The sequence below is a fragment of the Phytoamicus setariae genome, assembly GCF_016722925.1.
GTDB lineage: Bacteria > Pseudomonadota > Alphaproteobacteria > Rhizobiales > Rhizobiaceae > Rhizobium_E > Rhizobium_E setariae.
This window is the reverse complement of sequence record NZ_JAEQNC010000003.1, coordinates 214,572-238,715: the sequence shown is the minus strand read 5'-3', so window position 1 is coordinate 238,715 and position 24,144 is coordinate 214,572. Positions and strand designations below refer to the sequence as shown.

Sequence of the window (24,144 nt, the reverse complement as noted above, 5' to 3'; positions counted from 1 at the left end):
ATCTCTCCTGTCGAGACATAGGAGGAAATCATGCTCGCTGAACGCCATAACGCCTTTCATGCGCTTCACCAGTCGGGATGCTTCGTCATCCCGAACCCCTGGGATATCGGCTCGGCAAGGATGATGGCGGCGGCGGGCGCCAAGGCGCTGGCGACCACGAGTTCTGGCTTTGCCTTCACGCTAGGGCGACCGGATATGGGTCATGTCAGCCGCGAAGAGGCTTTGAAACACGCCGAGGACATCGTCCGCGCAACGCCTCTGCCGGTGTCCGGCGATTTCGAGAACGGCTTTGCCGACGCGCCGGAGGCCGTGGCCGAAACGATAAGGCTTGCTGCTGAAGTCGGGCTGTCGGGCTGCTCCATCGAAGACACGCAAATGGTCGACGGCAATCCGGCATATGATTTCGATCTGGCGGTGGACCGTATCAAGGCCGCAGCCGATGCGGCGCGGTCGCTCAAGCATCCCTTCATTCTGTGCGCCCGCGCCGATGGCGTGATGAATGGGGTCTACGACCTTGAAGAGGGCATTCGCCGCATCCAGGCATTCGAGAAAGCCGGTGCCCATCTGCTCTATGTTCCAGTGCCGCCGGGTCCGGACGAGCAACGCCGCGTCGTTGCCTCGGTCAAAAAGCCGGTGAATGCGCTGGCCGCAGGGCCGCTGATCCAGCTGTCCGTGAAGGATTTCGCTGACATGGGCGTGCGCCGCATCTCGGTCGGCTCGATGATTGCGCGGGTGACGCATGCCGCCATCGCCAACCAGATGGAAGCGATCATCGGCGAAGGTAGTTTCAAGGGATTTTCAGCCGCGGCTTCGGGCAGCAAGATCAATGCGATGCTCTCCGCAGGCACTGACAGGGAGAACAAGAATGAGTGATTCCGCAGTCATGTCGCGTCGCGCGGGCGGCCGGGCCGCACGCGTTGCGGCCCGATCGGCGCCGCTGGCAGAGAACCTTCGCCCCGTCCGCCCCGGCTTGCCCGGTGGGCAGTACAAACCGCTCACCGATGCCGGGGTAAAGCGGATTCACGAGGCGGCACTCGAAGCGCTTGAGGTGATCGGGCTTTCGCAGGCGCCGCAGTCGGGCGTCGACATCATGACCAAGGCCGGCGCCATTCTCGGCGAAGACGGCCGTCTGAGGTTTCCCCGTGCACTCGTAGAAGACATGCTGGCGGTGGCGGCGCGCGACATCACGCTTTTCGGCCGCGACCCGAAATACGACATGGAGCTCAGCGGCACACGCACGTACTTTGGCACGGCGGGCGCTGCTGTTCACATCGTCGATGTCGAAAAGCGCGAATATCGTGAATCTACCTCGGCAGATCTGCTCGCTGCCTCCAAGCTCGTCCATCACCTCGACAATATCCATTTCTTCCAGCGAGCGATGGTCTGCCGCGACGTGCCCGACAATTTCGACATGGACATGAATACGCTCTATGCCTGCTGCGCGGGCACGACGAAGCATGTCGGCACCAGCTTTTCCGATCCGGCCCATGTGGCCGGCGGTTTCGACATGCTGCACATGATCGCGGGCGGCGAAGACCAGTGGCGGGCGCGACCTTTCGTGTCGAACTCCAATTGCTTCGTCGTGCCGCCGATGAAATTTGCCACCGAAAGCTGCCAGACGATGGAGGACTGCATCCGCAAGGGCATGCCGATCCTCCTGTTGTCCGCCGGGCAGGCAGGCGCGACCGCGCCGGCTTCGCTGGCCACAGCCATAGTTCAGGCTGTTGCCGAGTGCCTGGCTGGTGTGGTCTATGTCAATGCGATGTCGCCCGGCCATCCGGCCATTTTCGGCACCTGGCCTTTCGTGTCCGATCTACGCACTGGTGCGATGTCGGGCGGTTCGGGCGAGCAGGGTCTGCTGACCGCAGGTTGCGCCCAGATGCACCATTTCTACGGCCTGCCGGGCGGTGCTGCCGGCGGCATGTCGGATTCCAAGCTGCCCGACATGCAGGCCGGCTGGGAGCAGGGCATCCTCAACGTGATGGCCGGGCTTTCTGGCCTCAACATGATCTATGAATCCGTCGGCATGCATGCCTCGCTGCTCGGTTTCTGCCTGGAATCGCTGGTGCTCGGCGACGATCTTCTCGGCCAGGTCCAGCGCTGCGTACGCGGCATCGACGTCACGGAGGACAGCGTATCGATCGAGACGATGCGTTCGGTGTGCCTGGATGGCCCGGGCCATTATCTCGGCCACAGCCAGACGCTGGAACTGATGCAGACGGAATATATCTATCCCGCGGTTGCGGATCGGACGAGCCCGAAGGAATGGGCCGAAATCGGCCGTCCTGATCTCGTGCAGAAGGCCATCGAACGGAAGAACCGTATCCTCCGGGATGCCGCTCCCACGCTCATCGACCCCGCAGCGGACCGTGCGATCCGCGAGAAATTCAGGATTTATTGTTAGTTCGCGAGATCAATCACTTCCCAATCGGTTGATCTGGCTCCAAGTGCAGGAAAATTGAGGACATGCAGAATACCAATGTTGCCCTAACCGATCCGGCGCGTCCGGACCGGATCGATGAGCTCGTTGCCGCCCACAAGCCAGGCTATGGCCTTGCCCGCCCTTTCTATCATGATCAGGATGTCTACGCCCGCGATCTGGAGCGGGTGTTCTTCCGCCATTGGCATTGCATCGCCCATGAAAGCGTGATTCCCAATGCGGGCGATTTCGAGCTGTTCAAGATGGCCAATGAGGCGGTGATCCTCAGCCGCGCCGCGGATGGTTCGGTGCATGCGATGCTGAATGTCTGCCGCCATCGCGGCGCCGAGGTCTGCACCAAGCCGAAGGGCAACACCCGGGGCTTTGTCTGTCCCTATCATGCCTGGACCTATAGCCTCGACGGATCCTTGCGCGCGGCCCGGCTGATGCCCAAGGACTTCAAGCGCGAGGAACACAATCTCCGCAAGCTGCATGTCCGCGTCGTCGAGGGTCTGGTGTTCATCTCCTTTGCGGAAACGCCGCTGGACTTCTCCGAAGTCGAGCGTCTTTTGCACGCTACAGCCGGCCAGTATGGCTGGGGCAGCGCCAAGGTCGCCTATCGCCAGTCCTATCCGGTGGATTCCAATTGGAAACTTGCGGTCGAGAATTACGTCGAGTGCTATCATTGCGGTCCGGCCCATCCCGAATATTCCCAGACGCATGCGCTGGAAAAACCGGCGCATATGATCGAGGAAATGAACGCCGAGATGGAAGCGCGTACCAGCGCGCTCGGTATCGAGGTCGGCTCGGGCAATCACTGGACCAATTCCGAAAACGGCAAGGAAGCCATCCACGCCTTCCGCTATGCGCTCTATGAAGGCGTGCAGACCGGCAGCGAGGATGGCAAGGCGCTCGCACCACTCATGGGTCGCTTCACCGACTACGACGGCGGCGTCACGTCCATTCACCTTGGCGGCACGACTTTCCTCGTCTGCTACCCCGATCACGGCATGATCTACCGCTTCGTGCCGAAGACCGCCGACACCTGCGAGATGGAACTGATCTGGCTGGTCAAAGGCGAGGCGGAGGAAGGCAAAGACTACGATCTCGAAAAGCTCACCTGGCTCTGGAAAGTCACGACCGACGAGGACAAGGCGATCATCGAGCACACGTCGCGCGGCGTGAGATCCAACTTCTTCGTACCCGGCCCGATTGCGCCGATGGAATATAATGAGCTGCGCTATATCAACTGGTATCTCGACGAGATATCGAGGGCGTAGTCCGTGGACAAAAAAATCCCTCCCCATTCGGGGAGGGCGGCCCGTACAACCGGGAGGAGGTCGGATCGTGGATCGGTTCGGGCCAAAGACGGTTACTGCTTCACCGGCTTGCCGTCCTGGCCGAAGCGGTGCATTTTTCCTTCCATGGCCTTTACCGACACCTGATCGCCGGTATTGTACCGGGTCGTGCCATTCTCGCGCACGGTCATCGGCTCGTCTGCGCCAATGTCCATGTAGATGAACGAGTCCGCACCCAGCTTTTCGGTGTGTATGACGGTACCGGTCCATTGGCCGTCGCCGGTGGCGGCGATCTCGAGATGCTCCGGCCGGATCCCGACCGTGGTGCAGCCGAACTTTGTGGCGTGGTTGCCGTTGAGCAGGTTCATCTTGGGCGAGCCGATGAAGCCGGCTACGAACAGCGACTGCGGGTTCTCGTAGAGTTCGAGCGGTGAGCCCACCTGCTCGATGCGCCCGGCTGACAGCACGACGATCCGGTCGGCAAGCGTCATCGCCTCGACCTGGTCGTGGGTCACGTAGATCATGATCGCATCGGCGATCGATTCATGCAGCTTGGCGATTTCGATGCGGGTTGCGACCCGAAGCGCAGCATCCAGGTTCGACAGAGGCTCATCGAACAGGAAGACCTTTGGATTGCGCACGATGGCGCGACCGATGGCGACGCGCTGGCGCTGGCCGCCGGAGAGCGCCTTGGGCAAGCGTTCGAGATATGGCCCGAGCTGTAGGATATCGGCTGCGGCGCGAACGCGCCTGTCGATCTCTGCCTGTGGCTGCTTGGCGATCCGCATGCCGAAGGCCATGTTGTCATAGACGGTCATGTGCGGATAAAGCGCATAGGACTGGAAGACCATGGCGATGCCGCGGCGCGACGGTGGCATGTCGTTGACCTTGTCGCCGTCGATATACATCTCGCCCGACGTAATATCCTCAAGGCCGGCGATCATGCGCAGCAGGGTCGATTTTCCGCAGCCGGAAGGGCCGACGAAGACGATGAACTCACCCTTGCTGATTTCGAGATCGACGCCATGGATGACATGGACCGCGCCATAGGACTTGCGGATATCTTTCAGTACCACTCCGGACATGCTTCCCTCCCTCGCCGATGATGGATTATGCCCTGCGGGCGAAATATGCGCCCCAGGCCGGCAGTTTCACATTTCTATCTTGAACCTTCGTTTCGAAGCCGTGCTCGTCCAGCTGTTCCCACGTGCCTTCCGGCAAGCTGGCGTTAGCTTCCTGACCCGACATGTTGAAAATGCAGAGCATGGTCTCGTTACCGTAGTGGCGGGTGAAGGCGAGCACTTGGTCGTCTGCAGTGAAGAACTCGATTTCGCCTTTGGCGAGCGCCAGATGTCTTTTCCGGAAGGCCAGGAACGAACGGTAATGGTTGAGCAACGAGGATGGATCCCTCGTTTCGACATCGACGGCGCGCGGCAGATGCGCAGCCGCGACGGGGAGCCACGGCTTGCCCGAGGAAAAGCCGCCGTTGGCAGCCTTGCTCTGCCACACCATCGGCGTGCGGCAGCCGTCACGGCCCTTGAACTCCGGCCAGAACTGGATGCCATAGGGGTCTTGCAGGTCTTCGAACGCCAGATCGGCCTCTACAAGGCCGAGCTCCTCACCCTGATAAATGCAGACCGAGCCCCTGAGGCTCATCAGCAGGGCCGCGAGCAACTTGGCATGCGCGATTTTGTCGCGCACATCCGCGCCCCAGCGGCTGATATGGCGGACCACGTCATGGTTGGAGAAAGCCCAGCATGCCCAGCCTTCCGGAGCGACGCGCAGGAATTTTTCCTGCACCTCCCTGACGATTGCCGGCGTGATCGGGTCGGGCGCCAGGAACTCGAAGGCATAGCACATATGCACCTTGTCACCGCCGGACGTGTATTCGCCGGCGATTTCCAGGCCTCGCTGGGAGTCGCCGACTTCGCCGACTGCCGTGATCGCCGGGTATTCATCGAGGACGTCCCGGAACCGCTTGAGGAATTCCAGGTTTTCCGGTTGGCTCTTGTCGTAGAGATGCAGCTGGTGGTTATAGGGGTTGACCGTTGGAGCCGTCGTCGCGTTGCGGTGTTCGGGTGCAAGCGCCGGATTGTCGCGCAATTGCCTGTCGTGGACGTAGAAATTGATCGTGTCGAGGCGGAAGCCGTCGACGCCGCGCTTCAGCCAGAAGCGCGTCACATCGAGCAGCGCGTCCTGGACTTCCGGGCAATGAAAGTTGAGGTCCGGCTGTGAGGTCAGGAAATTGTGCAGGAAATATTGTAGGCGACGGGAATCCCATTGCCAGGCGGAACCGCCGAAGATCGACAGCCAGTTGTTGGGGGCGGTCCCATCCGGCTTGGGATCCGCCCAGACATACCAGTCGGCTTTGGGGTTGGAGCGCGACGAACGGCTTTCGACGAACCAGGGGTGCAGGTCCGAGGTGTGCGACAGAACGAGGTCGATCATGACCTTGATGCCGAGCCGATGGGCCTCTTCGACCAGCGCATCGAAATCGGCGAGCGCGCCGAAGATCGGATCGATGTCGCAGTAGTCGGAAACGTCGTAGCCGAAATCCTTCATCGGCGAGGTGAAGAAGGGTGATATCCAGATCGCATCGGCGCCTAGCGTTGCCACATGCTGGAGCCGTGAGGTGATGCCCTTGAGATCGCCGATACCGTCACCGTTGGAATCCTGAAACGAGCGCGGATAGATCTGGTAGATCACCGCCCCTCGCCACCAGTCCATGTCGATGGATTTCGGATTGCCATTCGTCATTGTCACAGTCTCTTCATTGTCTCTGATGGAGCGCCGGCCACGGCGCCCCGTTAATACGGTGTGTGCGTCATCCGCCCTTGACGGAACCGGCCAGCAGGCCGCGCACCAGGAAGCGCTGCAGCGTGAAGAACACCAGCAGCGGCACGATGATGGTGATGAAGGCCGAGGCCGTCAGGATTTCCCAGTTGCCGCCGCGTGAACCCAACAGGTTGACGAGGCGGCCGGTGAGAACCAGTTCTTCATTGCCGGTGCCGAGGAAGACCATGGCGACCAGAAGATCGTTCCACGTCCAGAGGAACTGGAAGATCGCGAACGAGGCGAGTGCCGGGAAGGACAACGGCAGGATGATCTTGATGAAGATCTCGAAGTCGCTGGCACCGTCGACGCGGGCCGATTCCATGATCTCGCGTGGCAAGCCGGCCATATAGTTGCGCAGCAGGTAGATGGCCAACGGCAGCCCGAAGCCGGTATGCGCAAGCCAGATGCCGAGATAGGTTTTTGACGGTACGCCGAAGTAGCCGCCCACGCCGTTATAGAACTTGAGCAGCGGAATGAGCGACATCTGCAGCGGTACGACCAGCAGCCCGACCACCAGTGCAATCAGCAGGGCCCGGCCCGGAAACTTCATCCACGCAAGCGCATAAGCGGCGAAGGCGGCCACAAGGATAGGGATGACCGTCGACGGTATGGCCACTGTCAGCGAGTTGATGAAGGAAGAGCCAATGCCTTCCGCCGTCAGCACTTCCTTGTAGTTCTCGGTTGTGAAGCGCGGCGGAATTTCGGCGGTGAAGGCGATGCGCTGGCCGCGACCGGGCTCGATCGTTTTGTCTGAAACGAGCGCAAAGGAGCCATCGGCCTGTACCGTCAATGTCGATCCGTCGCGCAGAGTAGCTGACCCGCCCGGCGCGAACTCAGCTGGCTTCATCGGGCTTGTGCCCCAGGCGCTGACAACGCCGCCGCGATTTTCGAGGACATTTCCCGATATGACGAACTTGCCGTCCTTTTCGACTTGTGCCGACGCGTCGGGCGCGCGGTAGACGACATTCTGGGTCGATGTCGTCAACGCTGTCCACCAGCCTGATGTGGCGAGTTGGTTCTTGTCGCGGAATGACGAGATCAGCAGGCCGGCAGTCGGCAGCGTCCAGAGCACGACGATCAGCAGGACGGAGAGATGGACGACCCAGAGAAGCGGAGATTTCTTGCTCGAAGACATCAGCGTCCCTCCATCTCTTTGCGCGCATTGCGGATGTTCCAGATCATGATCGGGATCACCAGCACCATGATGACAATAGCGATCGCGGCACCCCGTCCGAAATCACCGCCGCCGCGGAACATCCAGTCGAACATGAGATTGGCGAGAACCTGGCTGTTCCACTGCCCGTTGGTCATGGCCAGCACGATGTCGAAAACCTTGAGGACCAGGATGGTGATGGTGGTCCAAACAACGGCGATGGTCCCCCAAATCTGCGGGATCATGATCTTGAAGAAGATCTGAAAGCCATTGGCGCCATCGATCACGGCGGCTTCAATCGTTTCGTCGGGGATGCCGCGCAGAGCTGCCGACAGGATGACCATGGCAAAGCCGGTCTGGATCCAGATCAGGATCGCCATCAGGAAGAAGTTGTTCCAGAAGGGCAGGGTGATCCAGGCCTGCGGCTCGCCGCCGAACCAGACGACGATGGCGTTGAGGATGCCGATCTGTGCGGTTGCAGCGTCGCGATAGTCATAGACAAACTTCCAGATGACGGCTGCGCCGACAAAGGAGATTGCCATCGGCATGAAGATCAGCGATTTGGCGATATTTCCCCACCAGATACGGTCGGTCAGCACCGCGATCACCAGGCCGAAGAAGGTCGCTGCGGCCGGAACCACCAGCAACCACATGAAATTGTTGAGGATGGATTCCCGGAACTGCTGGTCCGCGATCATCCATTTGTAATTGAACAGGCCGACGAAGTTCTGGCCGCCCTTATCCAGGAACGAAAGCCGCAAGGATTCGAACACCGGATAGACGAGGTAGAGCGTCAGTGCGATCAGTGCCGGTCCGAGAAAAAGCCAGGGGCGGATCACGGCTGCCCGACGCATGTTCCGTGCGGCGCGCGCGGCATCCTTGCCTTTGGCGGGATAGATCGTATCGAGGATGAAATTGCTACCGAAGAAATAGGCCGCACAGCCGAGGACCCCGGCGATCATTGTCGCAATGGCATAGATCAGTTGCTGCATGGCTTTCCCTCCCCGGTTAAGACAATGAGCTAATAGGAAATCAGGCGATCCGAGGTGCTGGCCGCGATAGTGGTTGGCAAGGCCAGGCGGCGGCGGGGGCGTTTGCGCCCCCGCCGATGGATCTTACTTCAGCGCTTCCCAGGCTTTCTGAATGTCGGCCGTCACGTCGGCTGCGGACTTGCCACCGACATAGTCGACCATGCCAGTCCAGAAGGCACCTGCGCCGATTTTGCCCGGCATCAGGTCCGAACCATCGAAACGGAAGGTCGTCGCGTTGGTCAGGATTTCACCCATCTTCTTGGAAGGTTCGTTCGAATACGCATCCGGATTGACCTTCTTGAACGGGGTCAGGAAGCCTGACTGCGCCATCCATACTTCGTGGGCGATCGGGGTTTCGAGCCAATCGATGAAGGCGCGGGCAGCAGGGCTGTCCTTGGTGATCGCCACAAGCGTACCTGCGCCAAGCACCGGATTACCGAGTTCGGGCTTGGAGGCGTAGGGCGGCAGATAGAAGAAATCCGCGTCCTGGCCGAGTTTCGTGCCTTCCGGGAAGAAGGACGGGATGAACGACGCCTGGCGATGCATGTAGCACTTGGGCGGCGAAGCAAACATGCCCTTCGGGCTGTCGCGGAAGTCGGTTGAGGCAACCGCTGCTGCACCGCCATCGACGAACTTGTCGTTCTTGGCAAACCAGCCGAATTCCTCGACCGCGCCAATGACGGCCGGATCGTTGAACGGGATCGCGTCCGTGACCCACTGGTCATAAACTTCCGGCTTTTGCGTCCGCAGCATCATGTCTTCGACCCAGTCGGTCGCCGGCCAGCCGGTCGCGCCGCCGGAGCCGAGCCCGATGCACCAGGGCTTGCCGCCGTCGGCCGCGATCTTCTCGGTCAGCGCCTTCAGTTCTTCCATGGTCTTGGGCACTTCATAGCCCGCATCCTCGAAGTTCTCGGGGGAGTACCAGACCAGCGATTTCAGGTCGGCCTTGTAGGGGAAGGCGTAGAAGTGTTCGCCGCCGTCCTTGCCCTTGTAGGTTCCGAGCTTCACCCAGGAATCGCCGGCTGCATAGTTTTCCTTCATCCAGGACGCCGGCTTGTCGCCGAGATCCACCAGAAAACCCTTGGAGGCGAGATCGGCGAGCAGCCCCGGCTGCGGCAGGACGGCGATGTCCGGCGGGCTTCCGGCCTGCGTATCGATGACGATCTGCTGCTCGTAGTTCTCCGACGACGAGTATTTTACGTTGATGCCGGTCGCATCCTGGAAATAGGCCAGCATCGACAGGACGAGCGTCTCGTCGTCGCCGCGCCACGGCCCGAAAATCGTCAGCGTCTGACCTTTCAGGTCGGCATGGCTCTTCTTGTACTCGTCATAGCTTGCCCAGTTAAACCGGGCTTCTTCGCCTGGCTTGAACTTAAGGTCGGCCGCATTGGCCGCGCCGGCAAAAAGCGCCAGGGCTGCAACGCCCATCAAAAATGATTTTTTCATCCGCTAATCCTCCCATGGATCTGGAATAAGGCACGGCCGTTCGAGCGTAGCAGGCGGCGGCCATCTGTAAAGCGTCATTCGGGATCAGTACTTTCGCGAACCGTCCTCCCGATTTGAAAGCGCTTTAAATGAATAGACGTCCTCCACCGTAAAAAGTCAAGTGAAAATCCGCTTCAACTACGGCGTTCGCAGGTGAGATGGCGCAAAATGCCCTGATTTCTGTTTCTTTACATTGAGATGGCGAGCATTCGCCCTAGCGGTATGCATCTTTGATACGGGCAGTCTATGTGCGTTCAGGAAAGGTTTGCCACGTTGAAATTGATGGCGCTTTCAAACGAGAACCTTATGTTGTACAATCAATCAAAATGGGGAATGAGAACCGGCGGGATGCTGCTTTCCGCAGGCATTCCGGGAGGAGCTGTCACAGCGCACATGAATCTGAAGGAATTCGCCAAAGCGATCGGGATGAGCCAGACCACGGTGAGCCGTGCGCTGTCGGGCTACCCTGAAGTCAAGCAGGAGACCCGCCAGAAGATTCTGAAGCTGGCGCAGGAGCTTGGCTATCACCCGAACCGGTCGGCGGCAGGGCTTGCGACGGGTCGCGCCGGTGCGGTCGGCATCGTGCTTCGAGAGGGGCGTGGTTTCGATCCGAACACCACCGAATTCATGGCAGGTCTGGCCAATCGGCTGGAGACCCGGCAGATCGACATCCTGATATCGGTGGTCGAGGACAGGCAGCAGGAACTGGCGGCCTATCAACGGCTTGCCGGCTCCAAGCGCGTCGACGCAATAATCCTGCATACGCCGACCGTCGACGACGAGCGGATGGACGTCCTGAAGAAACTGAAGATACCCTTCATCGTTCATGGCCGGGGTGCCGATGGCGGTGATTATCCATGGCTCGACATCGACAATTACGGTGCGATCTATCGCGCTACGTCATATCTGCTTGATATCGGCCATCGACATATCGGCATGATCAACGGTTCGCGCGGCGATGTGTTTGCCGAGCATCGCGAACAGGGATACCGCAACGCGCTGAAGGAGCGTGGCATAGTCTTCAGGAGTGACTTGCTGACCAGCGGCGCTTTCATCGATGATGTCGGCTATCGCTCGATGCAGGATTTCCTCAGCCTTTCGGAGCCGCCGACGGCGGTTCTTGCCGGTTCGATGATGACGGCGCTCGGGGTGATGCGCGCGGTGCGATCGGCAGGCTTGCAGTTGGGAGCCGACGTCTCGCTGATCGCCCACGACGACGTTTTCAACTATATCAATGCCGACAACATGGTGCCTACCGTCTCCACCACCAGGTCGTCGATGCGGGATGCCGGCGTGCGCATTGGTGACATCCTGCTGCAGATGCTGGCGGGCCGCGACATGTCCGGTCATCGCGAGATCTGGCCGGTTGAACTGGTGCTCAGGGAATCTACCCGGCCACCACGCAAGTAGCGCGTGAGGCAGCCGTCACGGCCAGTCGGCATAACCGGACGAAAGCGGAATCGTTGCGCTGGCGCTTGCCGCCAGACTGCGATATTTCGTCGGCGAAACACCCGTCTTGCGCTTGAAGAACTGGCTGAAATTGGCCGGATCCCGGAAGCCCAGGCTGTCTGATATGTCCTGGACGTCATGGGCGGCGCGCTCAAGTCGCAATTTCGCTTCCTGCAGCAATCGGTCGTGTACGAGTTCAAGCGGCGAACGCGCCAACGTTCTCTGGCAGATCGCGTGCAGCCGATCGGTGCTGATGCCGAGTTCATCGGCGTATTCGCTGATCGTTCGCCGCTGGCGATAGTTCATCTCCACCGATTGCCGGAAGCGCTGCAGGATCGCCCCGGTGCTGCTGGGTCGAGCAGTAGAGCGCTCATCCGCACCCTGCAGTCGCCATGCCGCCATCAGGATCAGCCTGGTATAGGCGGCCACGACCATGCGCGCTGCGCGCCCTTCCTGATGCAGTTCCGCTATCAGCCCGGTAAACAGCGGCGAAAGCTCGCGAATGCTCTCGGCCTCAAGATGGTCGGCGAGCGAATGGGAGCCGGAGTAGAGCCTCAGGGACAGCGATTCAGCATGGTCACCGATCGCCTCGCCGATGATCTCGGGCGATACGCCAATCAGATATCCATGAGCGCCCGCCGCAATCGTCAGGCTCTCGCCTTCCGAAGGTGGGAAGAGAGCGAGCGCCGGACCGCTAAGCGGCTCGTCGTCGGTGTTGGTGGATACCGTCGCGACACCGCCCAGAAGCAGCAATGCATGATGAAACCAGCGTTGCGGCGGCCTCCCGATGCGGATCACCCGGCGCGAAATAGCAGGCTCGATCGCTTCGGCACGTGCGTCATGGTGGATTGCGGTATCGTTGTGCATGTTGATCAGCCGAATTGGTGGTAAAGCCAAAAGGTGTTTACCCAGAAAATAATAAGAATACACCAGAAAACGACATTCATATCGTTGGGGGCTAGTCTACTCTTCCTGCCATGCCTTTGGGAGGAGGCCAGAATGGCAGCGACAGGACGCCTCGATTCAGCGAGCAGCTTTCACCAATCAAGCGCCTCTTCGCCAGCAGGCAGCGTCAGCGCTGCGCCGTCGGTTGATCTGCTGATCGGGGGACGGGAAGCCACCTCTTCCAGTGGCTTGAGCTTTGAGCGTATCAATCCAGTTTCTGGATCCATTGCCTCGGTTGCGGCTGCCGCGACGCTGGAGGATGCCACACGCGCCGCCAATGCTGCTGCGGCCGCATTTCCCGACTGGGGCCAGTCCGCACCCGGCATACGGCGCTCGGTCCTTGAGAAGGCCGCCGAAATACTCGCCCGTCGCGAGGCGGAAATCACGACACTGATGATGTCCGAGACCGGGGCGACTGCACCATGGTGCGCGTTCAATGTGAAACTGGGCGGCCAGATGTTCCTTGATGCCGCGGCGATGACTACGCAAGTGACCGGCACGATTATTCCCACCGAACGGCCCGGCGTCACATCGTTTGCCGTTCGCCAGCCGGCGGGAGTATGCTTGGCGATCGCACCCTGGAATGCGCCTATAATCCTTGGCGTTCGCTCCATCGCGATGGCGCTCGCTTGCGGCAACACGGTGGTCTTCAAATCATCCGAACTCTGCCCGGCAACGCATTACATGCTGGGGGACATTCTGATGGAGGCGGGACTGCCGGCTGGCGTCATGAATGTCATCTCCAATGCGCCTGCAGATGCTTCGGTGATCGTCGAAGCGCTGATCTCCCATCCCGTCGTGCGTCGGGTCAACTTCACCGGCTCGACGCGGGTAGGCCGGGTCATCGCGCAGATTGCGGCCAAGCATCTCAAGCGCTGCCTGCTCGAACTCGGCGGCAAGGCGGCATTCATCGTGCTCGACGATGCCGATCTTGACGAAGCGGTCAAAGCTGCAGCGTTCGGCGCCTTCTTCAACCAGGGCCAGATCTGCATGTCGACCGAGCGGATCATCGTCGTCGATGCGGTAGCGGACAGGTTCGTGGAAAGGTTTCTGGAAAAGGTAAAGACGCTGCAGGCCGGCGATCCCGTCCGGAGGCATCTGCCGCTCGGCGCGCTGATCACCGCCGAATCCGCACGCCGGGTGCGGCTGCTGATCGAGGATGCAGTGGCCAAGGGAGCGGTGTTGCTGACCGGCGGCGAAAACCACGACGCCCTGATGGATGCGGCGATCGTCGATCATGTCAGCCGGCCGATGCGTCTCTATCGTGAAGAAAGCTTCGGGCCGGTGGCCTCGATCATCCGGGTCGCCGATGCCGAAGAAGCAATCACGGTGGCCAATGATTGCGACTACGGACTTTCGGGCGCGGTGTTCGGCCGCGACATCGGTAGGGCGATGGACGTTGCACGCCGCATTGAATCCGGCATCTGCCATATCAACTCGGCCACCGTAAACGACGAGCCGCAAATACCGTTCGGTGGCGTGAAGGCGAGTGGCTACGGCAAGTTCGGCGGTCTGGCCGCCCTGGACGAATTCACCGAGCTGCGCTGGATCACGCTGTCGTCGCAGCCGGGCAACTACCCGATCTGAACGGACCAGGATCGGATGATCTGGGAATGACGCAAAACACAAGGGAGGAACGCATGACACAGGATACGACGAGAAGGGGCGGATTGACCCGCCGCGAACTGATGGCGGCAACGGGGGTTGCCACCGCTGCGATGGCGCTCGGCATCAAGCCGGCTTTCGCTGCTGATACGCTGAAGATCGGCTTCATCAGCCCGCGCACCGGCCCGCTGGCCGGCTTTGGCGAAACCGACGGCTATGTGCTCGAAGTGGCCCGCAAGGCGCTGGCCAATGGCATCGAGATCGGCGGCAAGACCTATGCGGTCGAAATTCTCGACCAGGACACGCAGTCCGATCCGTCGCGTGCCGGCCAGCTCGCCAAGGACCTGATCAACAACCAGGGCATCGACATGATGTTGGCGATTTCGACGCCGGAAACCATCAACCCGGTGTCTGACGCCTGCGAGGCGGCAGGCGTGCCTTGCCTCTCCACCGTCATGCCGTGGGAAGCCTGGTATTTTGGCCGTGGCGCCAAGCCCGACCAGCCGTCGCCTTTCAAGTGGACCTACCATTTCGGCTTCGGCGTCGGCGAGTTCCACAAGACCTATGTGTCGCAATGGAACCTGATCGAGACCAACAAGAAGGTTGGGGTGATGTATCCGAACGACGCCGATGGCAATGCCATCCGCGCCAATCTTGCGCCGCTGCTGCAGAAGGATGGTTTCACCATCGTCGATCCCGGTGCCTATGAGACCGGCACGACTGACTTCTCCAGCCAGATCGCGTTGTTCAAGCAGGAAGGCGTCGAGATCATCAACACCTTCCCGATCCCCCCGGATTTCGCCACCTTCTGGCGCCAGGCTGCCCAGCAGGGCCTGCACAAGCAGGTCAAGATCGTCCAGGTCGCCAAGACGGGACTCTTTCCATCGGGTGTCGAAGCGCTTGGCGAACTCGGCGTCAATCTGGCGAGCGCTGCCTACTGGCACAAGGCGTTCCCCTACAAGTCGACGGTCTCGGGCGTCAGCGGCACCGAACTTGCTGATGGCTACGAGGCCGCATCCGGCAAGCAGTGGACGCAGCAACTGGGCGCGACGATGTCGCTGCTCGATGCGGGCTTTGATGCGCTGAAGAAGGCATCAGATCCGAAGAGCAGGGATGCTGTGGCGAAGTCGCTTTCGACGCTCAACACCACGACGATGATCGGCAAGGTCGATTTTACTTCGGGTCCGTTCCCCAATATCTCGCCCGGCCCGATCATCGGCACACAGTGGGTCAAGGCGCCGGAAGGCTCGAAATTCCCGCTCGACTACGTCGTTACCGAAAATGCCACCGATCCGAACGTGCCGGTCGCGGCAAAGCTCCTGCCTTACAACAGCTAAGGGTCGAGATGCTCAATATGCAACAAAACGGAACCGGCCCAGGCCGGTTCTCGGGAAACGGCATTCACAAGCGCTTCGGTTCACTCCTTGTGCTTGAGGATGTCGATTTCTCGATGGGTCTGAGCGAAGCCGTGGGCATCGTCGGGCCGAACGGCGCGGGCAAGACAACCTTGCTCGCGACGCTTTCCGGCGCCTATCCGCCGAGCGCCGGCAATGTTTCCTTCGACGGCAGGGATGTGACGCGGCAATCGGCAGCCGATCGCTGCCGGGCGGGACTGGTGCGCACGCACCAGGTGCCAAAGCCGTTTTCCGGCATGACGACATTTGAAAATGTCTATGTGGCGGCCTCCCATTCCGATGTGAAGAGCCGCGACGAGGCCTATGAACGAGTGATCGATTCACTGACGCTTTGCGGCATGCTTGAGGTCGCCAATCGCAAGGCCGAGACGCTTGGCCTGCTCGACCGCAAGCGGCTGGAATTGGCGCGCGCGCTGGCGACGAGCCCCAGGGTGATCCTGCTCGATGAGATCGGTGGCGGCCTGACCGATTCCGAAGCGCAGGAACTGGTGCTGACCATTCGCGAACTCAAGCATCGCGGCATCGGCATTGTCTGGATCGAGCATATCGTCCACGTGCTGTTGCAGGTCGTTGACCGGTTGATCTGCATGGACGCGGGCCGGATCATTGCCGATGGCGCCCCGGATGCGGTGATGTCGGATCCCCAAGTGGTCAAGGCCTATCTCGGCGGAGGGCCGAAATGAATATCCTCGAAACGGAAAACCTGCAGGCGAGGCACGGGTTGCTCGAAGCGGTGCGCGGAGTGAGTTTTGCGCTTGCCAAGGGCGAGACGCTGGCGCTGGTCGGTGCCAATGGCGCTGGCAAGTCGACGTTGCTGCGGACGCTTGCCGGAGCCCATCCCGTGGCCGGTGGTCACATTCGGCTGAACAGCGACGATGTCACGGCATTGCCGTCCCACAAGCGTGTCAGCCGGGGTATCGCGCTGGTGCCGGAGGGCCGTCGCATGTTCGCCTCGATGACGGTGGCCGAAAACCTGAAACTCGGGACGATGGCTGGTCGCAAGGGCGACTGGTCGATCGAGAAAATCCTCGAGATCTTCCCCAATCTCAAGAAACGCATCAATTCCAAGACCGGCCATCTTTCGGGCGGTGAGCAGCAGGCCACGGCCATCGGCCGGGCGCTGATGAGCAATCCCGACATCCTGCTGCTCGACGAAGTTTCTCTCGGCCTGTCGCCGTTGATCGTCGATCGTGTCTATGCGTCGCTCGGCGGGCTGATCACGTCCGGCACGACGGTCGTTCTGGTCGAACAGGATCTGGCGCGCGCCATGAGCGTCGCCGATCGGGTGATCTGTATGCTGGAAGGTCGTGTCGTGCTCGAGGGCAGGGCTAAGGATCTCACCCGCGAACAGGTGACGGAGGCCTATTTTGGGCTGCGCCATGCACAGAAGAAAGGCGGTGCGGCATGTTGAACCAGATTATCCAGGGCATCCTGCTCGGCGGCTACTATGCACTGATCGCCTGCGGACTGTCCTTCATGTTCTCGGTCATGCGGATCATCAATCTGGCCCATGGTTCGCTGGCGGTAGCCAGTGCCTACCTGATCTTCGTCTTGAGCGAGAAGGCCAGACTGCCATTATTCGCCTGTTTCATCATTGCCGTCGTCGTCATGGCCGCGGTCGGCTGGCTGATCCAGCGGCTGATCCTCGACCGGAGCGCGCGGGCGGGGCAGTTGCTGCCGATCCTGTCGACCTTCGGCCTTTCCATGGTCATCGACAATTCGCTGTTTGAGCATTTCGGTGCGGACACCCGTTCGCTCGCCAATGCCATTGGGGATCTCTCCTGGGCATCATGGGAGCTGCCGGGCGGCATCTTTGTCGGCAAGCTGCCGGTGCTGATCTTTGCCACTGCCGTCGTCCTGCTTGCCGGGCTGCAACTGATGCTGAGCCACACGAAACTCGGCCGCGCCATCCGCGCCACCGCCGAGGATCCGGATACGGCCGGATTGATGGGCATCGATGCCGGCAAGGTCAATGCCGCGGCCGCGGCCATTGCCATGGTCACGGTCACCATAGCCGGCATGTTTCTGGGCATGCGCGCCACCTTCGAGCCCTATTCCGGCGCGCCGCAATTGCTGTTTGCCTTCGAAGCGGCGGTGATCGGTGGGGCAGGCTCGCTGTGGGGCACGCTGATTGGCGGTATCGTCCTTGGCGTTGCCCAGACCATGGGGGCCTCGGTGCATCCGCTCGGCTTCCTGATTGCGGGCCACGCCGTGTTTCTCATCGTTTTGATTGCCCGCCTGTTCCTGCCGGATCTGACGCTTCTGCCGGCCAAGTTGCTGCGTGGCGGAGGTGCCGCATGACTGTCGTTTCATCAAATACCCTGTCCGGTGGTATGCGTGTCGAACGTTGGACGCGGCTCTCGCGCATCGCGGTCTGGATCGCGGTCCTCCTCTTGGTCGCACTGGCGCTGGTGCCCGGAATTTTCGGCGCCGGCTCGGTCGACCGCATGACGGCACTCTTCGTCTATGTGCTGCTGGCGGCGATGTGGAATGCGCTTGCCGGTTACGGCGGACTGGTGTCGGTCGGCCAGCAGGTGTTTTTCGGGCTGGGAGCCTATTTCACCGTCAAGCTCGCCGACAAGGGTATCGATCCGTTCGTCGCGATCGTGGTTTCGGGGCTGGTCGTGGCTGCGTTTTCCTACCTGCTGTCGTTTCCCATGCTGCGGCTGCAGGGAGGCGAATTTGCCATCGGCATGTGGGTGGTCTCGGCGCTGACCCATCTGTTGGTCAACCTCGACGGGTTGATCCAGGGTGAGACCGGTACGTCGCTGATTTCGCTCAATGCCTATGATGCGGGCTCCCGCCGCGCGATCATCTACTGGATGGCGCTGGCGGCAATGGCCGGCGTGCTCACAGCGCTGTTCTTGCTGCTCAGAAGCCGCACCGGCACCGCCATCCAGGCGATCCGCGACAATGAGGATGCTGCGCGCGCACTCGGTGTCAAGGTCATGGGCACCAAGCGGATACTGTTCGTGCTCGCCGCCTTCGGTATCGGCCTTGCCGGTGCGCTGTGGCTCGCAAGCGCCGTCAGCTTCCAGCCGAAGACATATTTTTCGGTGCAGTGGACGGCCTATATGATTTTCATGGTGCTGGTCGGCGGGTTGGGCACGTTCGAGGGCGCCATCCTCGGCGCGCTGATCTTCTTCGTGATCGAGACCTGGTTCGGCGGATTGGGTGTTTGGTATCTGATCGGGCTCGGTCTCGTCGCGCTGATCTTCGCACTTTTCCTTCCACGCGGGCTTTGGGGTGCGATCGAAAGCCGCTTCGGTATTTCACTGATGCCGGTCGGCTATCGCCTCTCGATCCCTCCCAACATTTCCAGACAAGGAGAATGACATGATCTTTGGAAAAACTCTCGTGGTCACAGGCGTTTCGTCCGGTATCGGCGCGCGCACGGCCGAACTTGCCGTCAGTCTCGGTGCTGATGTCATCGGTATCGACATGAAGGAGCCTGCCATCGCCAGCAGCAACTTCATCAAGGGCGACCTTTCCAATCCCGCCGGTATCGAGGCGGTGGTGCGCCAGTTGCCCAAGCGTTTTGATGCGCTCCTCAACATCGCCGGCATTTCCGGCAAGGTCGGTACCGAGGCGACGCTGGCGATCAACTTCTACGGCTTGCGTGCATTTACGGAAGCTGTGGCCCCGCGTATTCGCGAAGGCGGGGCCGTGGTCAACGTCGCGTCGATCGCCGGTTATGGCTGGCGCGCCAATCTCGAACGCGCCAAGGCCATGGTGGCCGAGAAGGGCTTTCCCGATATCAAGGCAGTGATGGCCAAGAACGGGGTTAGCAATGAGGAGGGTTATCCGTTGTCCAAAGAGCTGCTGTTGCTCTGGACGCAGAAGGCGGCGCATGAGCCGTTGTTCAAAGAGCATGGCGTCCGCGTCAACGCTGTCAGCCCCGGCCCGGTTGAAACCCAGATCCTCAAGGAGTTTCGCTCGGTGCTCGGCGACGAGAAGGTCGATTCCGACATATCTCGCGTCGGTCGTGCCGCCACGGCGTCGGATATCGCGCCGGTCATCCTCTTCCTCGCTTCCGATGGTGCGCGCTGGATCAACGGCGCCAATATCGCCAATGACGGCGGCCTCGAAGCCTCCATCAATGCCGACGTGCTCGGCTTCTAGTTCACGAAGGACCAAGATAATGCTGGAAATTCAACAGATCATCGGCGGCAAGTTCGTCGCCGCCAAATCGGGAAAGACCTTCGACCGGATCGATCCCTTCACCGGCAAGGTAGCGACGCGCGCGCCAGCGTCCGGGCTCGATGACGTCAAGGCTGCCGTGGCAGCCGCATCCGCAGCCTTCCCCGCCTGGTCGAGGACCGGTCCGGCTGAGCGGCGCGCGCTGCTTCTCAAGGCCGCCGACACGCTTGCCTCCAAGGCAGGCGAGTTCGCCAAGATCATGGTCGACGAGACCGGCGGCACCGCGCCGTGGGCCGGTTTCAACACCATGCTGGCCGCAGGCATCCTGCGCGAAGCCGCCGCCATGGTCACCCAGATTCAGGGCGAGATCATCCCGTCCGACAAGCCGGGTACGCTTTCGATGGCGGTGCGGCAGGCCGCCGGCGTCTGCCTCGGCATCGCCCCCTGGAACGCGCCGATAATCCTCGGCACGCGCGCCATCGCCATGGCGATTGCCTGCGGCAACACCGTCATCCTCAAGGCTTCCGAGCAATGCCCCGGCCTGCACATGCTGATCGGCCAGGCGCTGGTGGAAGCCGGCCTGCCGGATGGTGTCATCAACGTGATTTCGAATGCGCCGGAAGATGCGGCCGCTATCGTCGAGGCGCTTATCTCCTCTCCCGAGGTCAAGCGTGTCAATTTTACCGGCTCGACCAAGGTCGGCCGGATCATCGGCGAACTTTGCGGCCGTCACCTCAAGCCTGCTCTGCTCGAACTCGGCGGCAAGGCACCGATGATCGTTCTCGATGACGCCGATATCGATGCGGCGGTCAATGGCGCGATCTTTGGTTCGTTTGCCAATATGGGCCAGATCTGCATGTCGACCGAACGCATCATCGTCGATGAGAAGATTGCCGACGAGTTCGTGGCCAAGCTCGCAGCGCGCGCGGCGAAATTGCCGGCTGGCGATCCACGCGGCCATGTCGTGCTCGGTTCGCTGGTGTCGCCGCAAGCCGCCGCCAAGATGGAGGAGTTCATCGCCGATGGCATCGGCAAGGGCGCCAAGCTGGTGACCGGCGGCAAACGCAATGGCTCGGTGGTCGAGGCGACACTGCTCGATCACGTCAAACCTGGTATGCGCAGCTTTGAGGAAGAATCCTTCGGGCCGGTCAAGCCGATCATCCGGGTAAAGGACGAGGAAGAGGCGATCCGTATCGCCAACGACACCGAATACGGATTGTCCTCGTCAGTTTACAGCCGGGATATCCAGCGGGCGATGGCAGTGGCCGCGCGCATCGAATCCGGCATTTGCCATATCAATGGACCTACGGTGCATGACGAGGCGCAGATGCCGTTCGGCGGCGTCAAGGGTTCCGGTTATGGTCGCTTCGGCGGAAAGGCAGCGATCAGCGAGTTCACCGATCTGCGCTGGATAACCATTGAGGATCCGAACCAGCATTATCCGTTCTGACCGGCTGGTTTGACTTTTCTGATATTCGCCACTACATCTGCGGCAGGGTTAGGGACCCCTGCCGCCCGCAGTCTTCCGACACGGTGAAGCTCCCCGATTTTGGACCCAGTCTGATATCCCTTGAAGGCATTCCGGCCTTTGGCAATGCGGGCACCCAAGTATAAGCCGCATGAATGCCAGGAAAGAGGACTATCATGGGCGACACTTCCCGTCTCCCTTCGCTGGATGACCTGAAAGACCAGGCCAAACGCCTGCGCGACGCGTTGGCGCGGCAGGGCACGACTGTCAACCACTCAAAGGCTCTTGAACTTGTTGCTAGCCAATATGGCTTTCGCGACTGGAACACGCTGCATGCCAGCCTTGGCAACAGTCCACCGAAGCGCACGCTTACATTGGGCGATCGCGTCAACGGCCGCTATCTCGGCCAGGATTTCAAGGGGCAGGTTGTCGCGGTTCAGACACTGACCAGTGCCCATGGCATGACACGTGTCACGTTCGATTTCGATGAGCCGGTCGATGTCGTGACGTTCGACAGTTTTTCTGCCTATCGCAAACGCGTGACCTGCACGCTGGATGCGGATGGGCGAACCGTCGAGAAGACGTCGAATGGCGAGCCGCACATGGTTTTGGGGTAGGGAAGGGCGACGGCGCTTGTTTGCGCCAAGGCAGTGCGCCCTTTTTGAGTCATCCTCGGGCTTGGCCCGAGGATCCATGATTTAGAGTTGCTGTCATGTGGATGCTCGGGTCAAGCCCGAGCATGACGCACAATGCCGTGCCGCCGTCAGAGGGTGACGGGCAACACCAAGAGCAAATCAGCCGTTGCTCTTCGGCTTCCTGCGCTTCGGCGGGGCATCGCCCGGCTTCGAAAACGCCGGCTTGCCCGGTTTTGCCCAATCCTTGCCCGGCTTGTCGGAGAAGCTGCGTTCACCACCGGCAAATTCCGGCTTGCGACCGAATTTCTTCTTGGTGTTGGTCGCGCCGAACTCCTCGGCAACCGGATCGGACCGCTTGGCCGGTGCGTAGGCTTCCCTCGCCGGGCGTTCACGGGCGGGGGCAGCGTCGCGGGCCGGCTTGTCCCAGGCAGGCTTGCGATCGCCAAACGGCTTCTTGTCACCAAAAGGCTTCTTGTCGCCGAACGACTTGCGCTCGCCTTCGAATTTCTTTGGCGCCCGCGATGGTCGGCCGAGATCCGGCTCGCCTTCGACAACGGCCAGCCGCATGCCGCGTTCGAGCGTCTTGTTGGGGCCGATGTTGAACAGGAAGTTGTCCAGGCTGTCGGATGCGATCTGCACGAAGGTTTCGTCCTGCTGCAACTTGATCGCGCCGATATCGTCCTTGGTGATATTGCCGGAACGGCAAAGCAGCGGGATCAGCCAGCGCGGCTCGGCGTTCTGCTTGCGGCCGACCGACAGAGACACCCAGACGGACGGTCCGAAGTCCTCGCGTCTGCGCGGCGTGGATTCAGGTCGCGGTCCGCGGGCATCGTCGTGTTCGCGGACGCGACGCGGCGCACTTTCGGTGACCGGGCCGACGTCGATCAGGTCTTCAGGAGCCGAACGGCCCTGCTTGTAAAGGCGCAGGAAGGCGGCAGCGACCTTTTCCGGGCCATGGGTGTCGATAAGCCGGCGCACGAACAGTTCTTCCTCATCCTGAACCGGTGTGAGGAAAAGTTCGTCGGCCATCAGGCGTTCATCGTCGCGCTCGGTGATTTCGTCGGCCGACGGCGCCGAGGCCCAATAGGCCTTGATGCTGGCGGCCTGCAGCAGCCGTTCCGCCTTGCGGCGATTGTTGCCCGGCACGATCAGCGCGCTGACGCCCTTGCGACCCGCGCGGCCGGTGCGGCCAGAGCGGTGCAGGAGCGTTTCCGGGTTGGTCGGCAGGTCGGCATGGATGACCAGCTCGAGGTTGGGAAGGTCGATGCCGCGTGCGGCCACATCGGTGGCGATGCAGACGCGTGCACGGCCGTCGCGCATCGATTGCAGCGCATGGGTGCGTTCGTTCTGGCTGAGTTCGCCCGAAAGCGCCACGACGGTAAAGCCGCGATTGTGCAGCCGGGCCGTCAGGTGGTTGACGGCGGCGCGCGTGTTGCAGAAAACGATGGCGTTCTTGGCTTCGTAGTAGCGCAGCACGTTGACGACTGCGTTGTCGCGGTCGCTGGCCGCAACAGCGAGCGCGCGATATTCGATATCGACATGCTGCTTTTGTTCGGACGTGGTGGCGATACGCACGGCATCGCGCTGGTAGCTCTTGGCCAGAGTGGCGATCGACTTCGGCACGGTTGCCGAGAACATCAGCGTCCGGCGGTCATCGGGCGATGCTTCCAGAATGAATTCCAGGTCTTCGCGGAAGCCGAGGTCCAGCATTTCGTCGGCTTCATCGAGCACGACGGCGCGGATCGCAGAAAGGTTGAGCGCGTTGCGTGTAATATGGTCGCGCAGGCGTCCGGGGGTGCCGACGATGATATGAGCGCCCCGCTCAAGCGCGCGACGTTCGGTCCGCACATCCATGCCGCCGACGCAGGTTGCCACGATCGCGCCGGTTTCCTCATAGAGCCATTCGAGTTCGCGTGCGACCTGCAGCGCCAGCTCGCGCGTCGGTGCGATTGCCAGCGCCAATGGCGCACTGGCGCGCTCGAAGCGCTTGCGGCCGTCTAGCAGGGTGGGCGCAAGCGCAAGCCCGAAGGCAACCGTCTTGCCCGAGCCTGTCTGGGCCGATACAAGAGCGTCTGCGCCACTGAGTTCGCTATCCAGAACGGCCTTCTGGACCGGCGTGAGTTCGGAATAGCCGCGTTTTTCGAGCGCGACGGCAAGCGCCGGCTCAATACCTTGAAATTGTGTCATTCCATATCTTTCGGATTTTATGCGTTCGGCGGCTGGGAGGGCCGATATGAACACAATACCAGCAACAATACGTCGCTTT

20 protein-coding genes are annotated in these 24,144 nt (G+C 61.1%); 13 read left to right on the top strand and 7 right to left on the bottom strand.

All coding sequences use genetic code 11. From position 1 onward, the window contains the following. Positions 1-30 precede the first annotated feature (30 nt). The 3 genes from JJB09_RS06415 (at position 31) to JJB09_RS06405 (ending at position 3,699) form a co-directional block, all read left to right on the top strand. Positions 31-873, top strand: coding sequence for an isocitrate lyase/PEP mutase family protein (locus tag JJB09_RS06415; RefSeq protein WP_201654858.1), 843 nt, complete (start codon positions 31-33; stop codon positions 871-873). After that, positions 866-2,404, top strand: coding sequence for a trimethylamine methyltransferase family protein (locus tag JJB09_RS06410; protein ID WP_201654855.1), 1,539 nt, complete (start codon positions 866-868; stop codon positions 2,402-2,404). Before JJB09_RS06415 ends, JJB09_RS06410 begins: the two co-directional genes overlap by 8 nt. 62 nt (positions 2,405-2,466) lie before the next feature. Then, positions 2,467-3,699 (top strand): aromatic ring-hydroxylating oxygenase subunit alpha, encoded by a 1,233-nt coding sequence (locus JJB09_RS06405; RefSeq protein WP_201654852.1) that lies wholly within the window; start codon positions 2,467-2,469, stop codon positions 3,697-3,699. 92 nt (positions 3,700-3,791) lie between these two features. On the opposite strand, the gene JJB09_RS06400 is transcribed toward JJB09_RS06405, so the two are convergent. From JJB09_RS06400 to JJB09_RS06380, 5 genes are all read right to left on the bottom strand, one after another. Beyond that, entirely contained in the window at positions 3,792-4,802 is a 1,011-nt protein-coding gene (locus JJB09_RS06400) for an ABC transporter ATP-binding protein (RefSeq protein WP_201654849.1), read from the bottom strand. 25 nt (positions 4,803-4,827) lie between these two features. Then, positions 4,828-6,474, bottom strand: a complete 1,647-nt coding sequence (gene bglA / locus JJB09_RS06395; protein WP_201654846.1) for a beta-galactosidase BglA — start codon at positions 6,472-6,474, stop codon at positions 4,828-4,830. A gap of 67 nt (positions 6,475-6,541) precedes the next feature. Continuing rightward, the gene (locus JJB09_RS06390) at positions 6,542-7,687 is read right to left on the bottom strand and encodes a carbohydrate ABC transporter permease (protein ID WP_201654843.1); all 1,146 of its coding nucleotides are present in this window, start codon (positions 7,685-7,687) and stop codon (positions 6,542-6,544) included. Next, positions 7,687-8,697 (bottom strand): carbohydrate ABC transporter permease, encoded by a 1,011-nt coding sequence (locus JJB09_RS06385; RefSeq protein ID WP_201654840.1) that lies wholly within the window; start codon positions 8,695-8,697, stop codon positions 7,687-7,689. The genes JJB09_RS06390 and JJB09_RS06385 overlap by 1 nt, the downstream gene beginning before the upstream one ends. A gap of 123 nt (positions 8,698-8,820) precedes the next feature. Beyond that, positions 8,821-10,182, bottom strand: coding sequence for an ABC transporter substrate-binding protein (locus JJB09_RS06380; RefSeq protein ID WP_201654837.1), 1,362 nt, complete (start codon positions 10,180-10,182; stop codon positions 8,821-8,823). A gap of 432 nt (positions 10,183-10,614) precedes the next feature. Between JJB09_RS06380 and JJB09_RS06375 the strand changes: the two genes are divergently transcribed. Beyond that, positions 10,615-11,631, top strand: coding sequence for a LacI family DNA-binding transcriptional regulator (locus tag JJB09_RS06375; protein ID WP_201654834.1), 1,017 nt, complete (start codon positions 10,615-10,617; stop codon positions 11,629-11,631). A 15-nt stretch (positions 11,632-11,646) separates the two neighbouring features. Here the strand turns inward: JJB09_RS06375 and JJB09_RS06370 are convergent, their stop codons facing one another. Then, positions 11,647-12,537: a helix-turn-helix domain-containing protein gene (locus JJB09_RS06370; protein ID WP_201654831.1), complete on the bottom strand. Its 891-nt coding sequence runs from the start codon at positions 12,535-12,537 to the stop codon at positions 11,647-11,649. Positions 12,538-12,669: 132 nt separating this feature from the next. Here JJB09_RS06370 and JJB09_RS06365 point away from each other — a divergent pair, with 132 nt between their 5' ends. From JJB09_RS06365 to JJB09_RS06325, 9 genes are all read left to right on the top strand, one after another. Next, positions 12,670-14,202, top strand: coding sequence for an aldehyde dehydrogenase (locus tag JJB09_RS06365; RefSeq protein WP_201654828.1), 1,533 nt, complete (start codon positions 12,670-12,672; stop codon positions 14,200-14,202). A 53-nt stretch (positions 14,203-14,255) separates the two neighbouring features. Beyond that, positions 14,256-15,557 (top strand): ABC transporter substrate-binding protein, encoded by a 1,302-nt coding sequence (locus JJB09_RS06360; protein ID WP_201654825.1) that lies wholly within the window; start codon positions 14,256-14,258, stop codon positions 15,555-15,557. Between the two features lie 17 nt (positions 15,558-15,574). Then, a complete protein-coding gene (locus JJB09_RS06355; RefSeq protein ID WP_246748601.1) occupies positions 15,575-16,318 on the top strand; it encodes an ABC transporter ATP-binding protein in 744 nt (247 codons plus the stop codon). Next, on the top strand, positions 16,315-17,046 hold the full coding sequence (locus JJB09_RS06350) for an ABC transporter ATP-binding protein (protein WP_201654819.1): 732 nt from the start codon (positions 16,315-16,317) through the stop codon (positions 17,044-17,046). Before JJB09_RS06355 ends, JJB09_RS06350 begins: the two co-directional genes overlap by 4 nt. Beyond that, a complete protein-coding gene (locus JJB09_RS06345; protein WP_201654816.1) occupies positions 17,040-17,936 on the top strand; it encodes a branched-chain amino acid ABC transporter permease in 897 nt (298 codons plus the stop codon). Before JJB09_RS06350 ends, JJB09_RS06345 begins: the two co-directional genes overlap by 7 nt. Next, the gene (locus JJB09_RS06340) at positions 17,933-18,970 is read left to right on the top strand and encodes a branched-chain amino acid ABC transporter permease (protein WP_201654814.1); all 1,038 of its coding nucleotides are present in this window, start codon (positions 17,933-17,935) and stop codon (positions 18,968-18,970) included. Before JJB09_RS06345 ends, JJB09_RS06340 begins: the two co-directional genes overlap by 4 nt. Position 18,971: 1 nt before the next feature. Beyond that, positions 18,972-19,757 carry a coniferyl-alcohol dehydrogenase gene (locus JJB09_RS06335; RefSeq protein ID WP_201654811.1) on the top strand — a complete coding sequence of 262 codons (786 nt, stop codon included), beginning with the start codon at positions 18,972-18,974 and terminating at the stop codon, positions 19,755-19,757. 19 nt (positions 19,758-19,776) lie between these two features. Beyond that, entirely contained in the window at positions 19,777-21,225 is a 1,449-nt protein-coding gene (locus JJB09_RS06330; protein ID WP_201654808.1) for an aldehyde dehydrogenase, read from the top strand. A gap of 191 nt (positions 21,226-21,416) precedes the next feature. Then, complete coding sequence (locus tag JJB09_RS06325) at positions 21,417-21,860, top strand: glyoxalase superfamily protein (protein WP_425523693.1); 444 nt, start codon at positions 21,417-21,419, stop codon at positions 21,858-21,860. A 177-nt stretch (positions 21,861-22,037) separates the two neighbouring features. Here JJB09_RS06325 and JJB09_RS06320 read toward each other — a convergent pair whose 3' ends face one another. Next, positions 22,038-24,065: a DEAD/DEAH box helicase gene (locus JJB09_RS06320; RefSeq protein ID WP_201654802.1), complete on the bottom strand. Its 2,028-nt coding sequence runs from the start codon at positions 24,063-24,065 to the stop codon at positions 22,038-22,040. Between the last annotated feature and the right edge of the window lie 79 nt (positions 24,066-24,144).

Excerpts from the sequence above, each read along its gene's own strand:
- JJB09_RS06390 (WP_201654843.1), bottom strand. The coding sequence starts at position 7,687 with ATGTCTTCGAGCAAGAAATCTCCGCTTCTCTGGGTCGTCCATCTCTCC.
- JJB09_RS06365 (WP_201654828.1), top strand. The coding sequence starts at position 12,670 with ATGGCAGCGACAGGACGCCTCGATTCAGCGAGCAGCTTTCACCAATCA.
- JJB09_RS06410 (WP_201654855.1), top strand. The coding sequence starts at position 866 with ATGAGTGATTCCGCAGTCATGTCGCGTCGCGCGGGCGGCCGGGCCGCA.
- JJB09_RS06320 (WP_201654802.1), bottom strand. The coding sequence starts at position 24,065 with ATGACACAATTTCAAGGTATTGAGCCGGCGCTTGCCGTCGCGCTCGAA.
- JJB09_RS06405 (WP_201654852.1), top strand. The coding sequence starts at position 2,467 with ATGCAGAATACCAATGTTGCCCTAACCGATCCGGCGCGTCCGGACCGG.
- JJB09_RS06415 (WP_201654858.1), top strand. The coding sequence starts at position 31 with ATGCTCGCTGAACGCCATAACGCCTTTCATGCGCTTCACCAGTCGGGA.
- JJB09_RS06400 (WP_201654849.1), bottom strand. The coding sequence starts at position 4,802 with ATGTCCGGAGTGGTACTGAAAGATATCCGCAAGTCCTATGGCGCGGTC.
- JJB09_RS06360 (WP_201654825.1), top strand. The coding sequence starts at position 14,256 with ATGACACAGGATACGACGAGAAGGGGCGGATTGACCCGCCGCGAACTG.
- JJB09_RS06380 (WP_201654837.1), bottom strand. The coding sequence starts at position 10,182 with ATGAAAAAATCATTTTTGATGGGCGTTGCAGCCCTGGCGCTTTTTGCC.
- JJB09_RS06370 (WP_201654831.1), bottom strand. The coding sequence starts at position 12,537 with ATGCACAACGATACCGCAATCCACCATGACGCACGTGCCGAAGCGATC.
- JJB09_RS06340 (WP_201654814.1), top strand. The coding sequence starts at position 17,933 with ATGACTGTCGTTTCATCAAATACCCTGTCCGGTGGTATGCGTGTCGAA.
- JJB09_RS06345 (WP_201654816.1), top strand. The coding sequence starts at position 17,040 with ATGTTGAACCAGATTATCCAGGGCATCCTGCTCGGCGGCTACTATGCA.
- JJB09_RS06375 (WP_201654834.1), top strand. The coding sequence starts at position 10,615 with ATGAATCTGAAGGAATTCGCCAAAGCGATCGGGATGAGCCAGACCACG.
- JJB09_RS06350 (WP_201654819.1), top strand. The coding sequence starts at position 16,315 with ATGAATATCCTCGAAACGGAAAACCTGCAGGCGAGGCACGGGTTGCTC.
- JJB09_RS06355 (WP_246748601.1), top strand. The coding sequence starts at position 15,575 with ATGCAACAAAACGGAACCGGCCCAGGCCGGTTCTCGGGAAACGGCATT.
- bglA (WP_201654846.1), bottom strand. The coding sequence starts at position 6,474 with ATGACGAATGGCAATCCGAAATCCATCGACATGGACTGGTGGCGAGGG.
- JJB09_RS06385 (WP_201654840.1), bottom strand. The coding sequence starts at position 8,697 with ATGCAGCAACTGATCTATGCCATTGCGACAATGATCGCCGGGGTCCTC.
- JJB09_RS06335 (WP_201654811.1), top strand. The coding sequence starts at position 18,972 with ATGATCTTTGGAAAAACTCTCGTGGTCACAGGCGTTTCGTCCGGTATC.
- JJB09_RS06330 (WP_201654808.1), top strand. The coding sequence starts at position 19,777 with ATGCTGGAAATTCAACAGATCATCGGCGGCAAGTTCGTCGCCGCCAAA.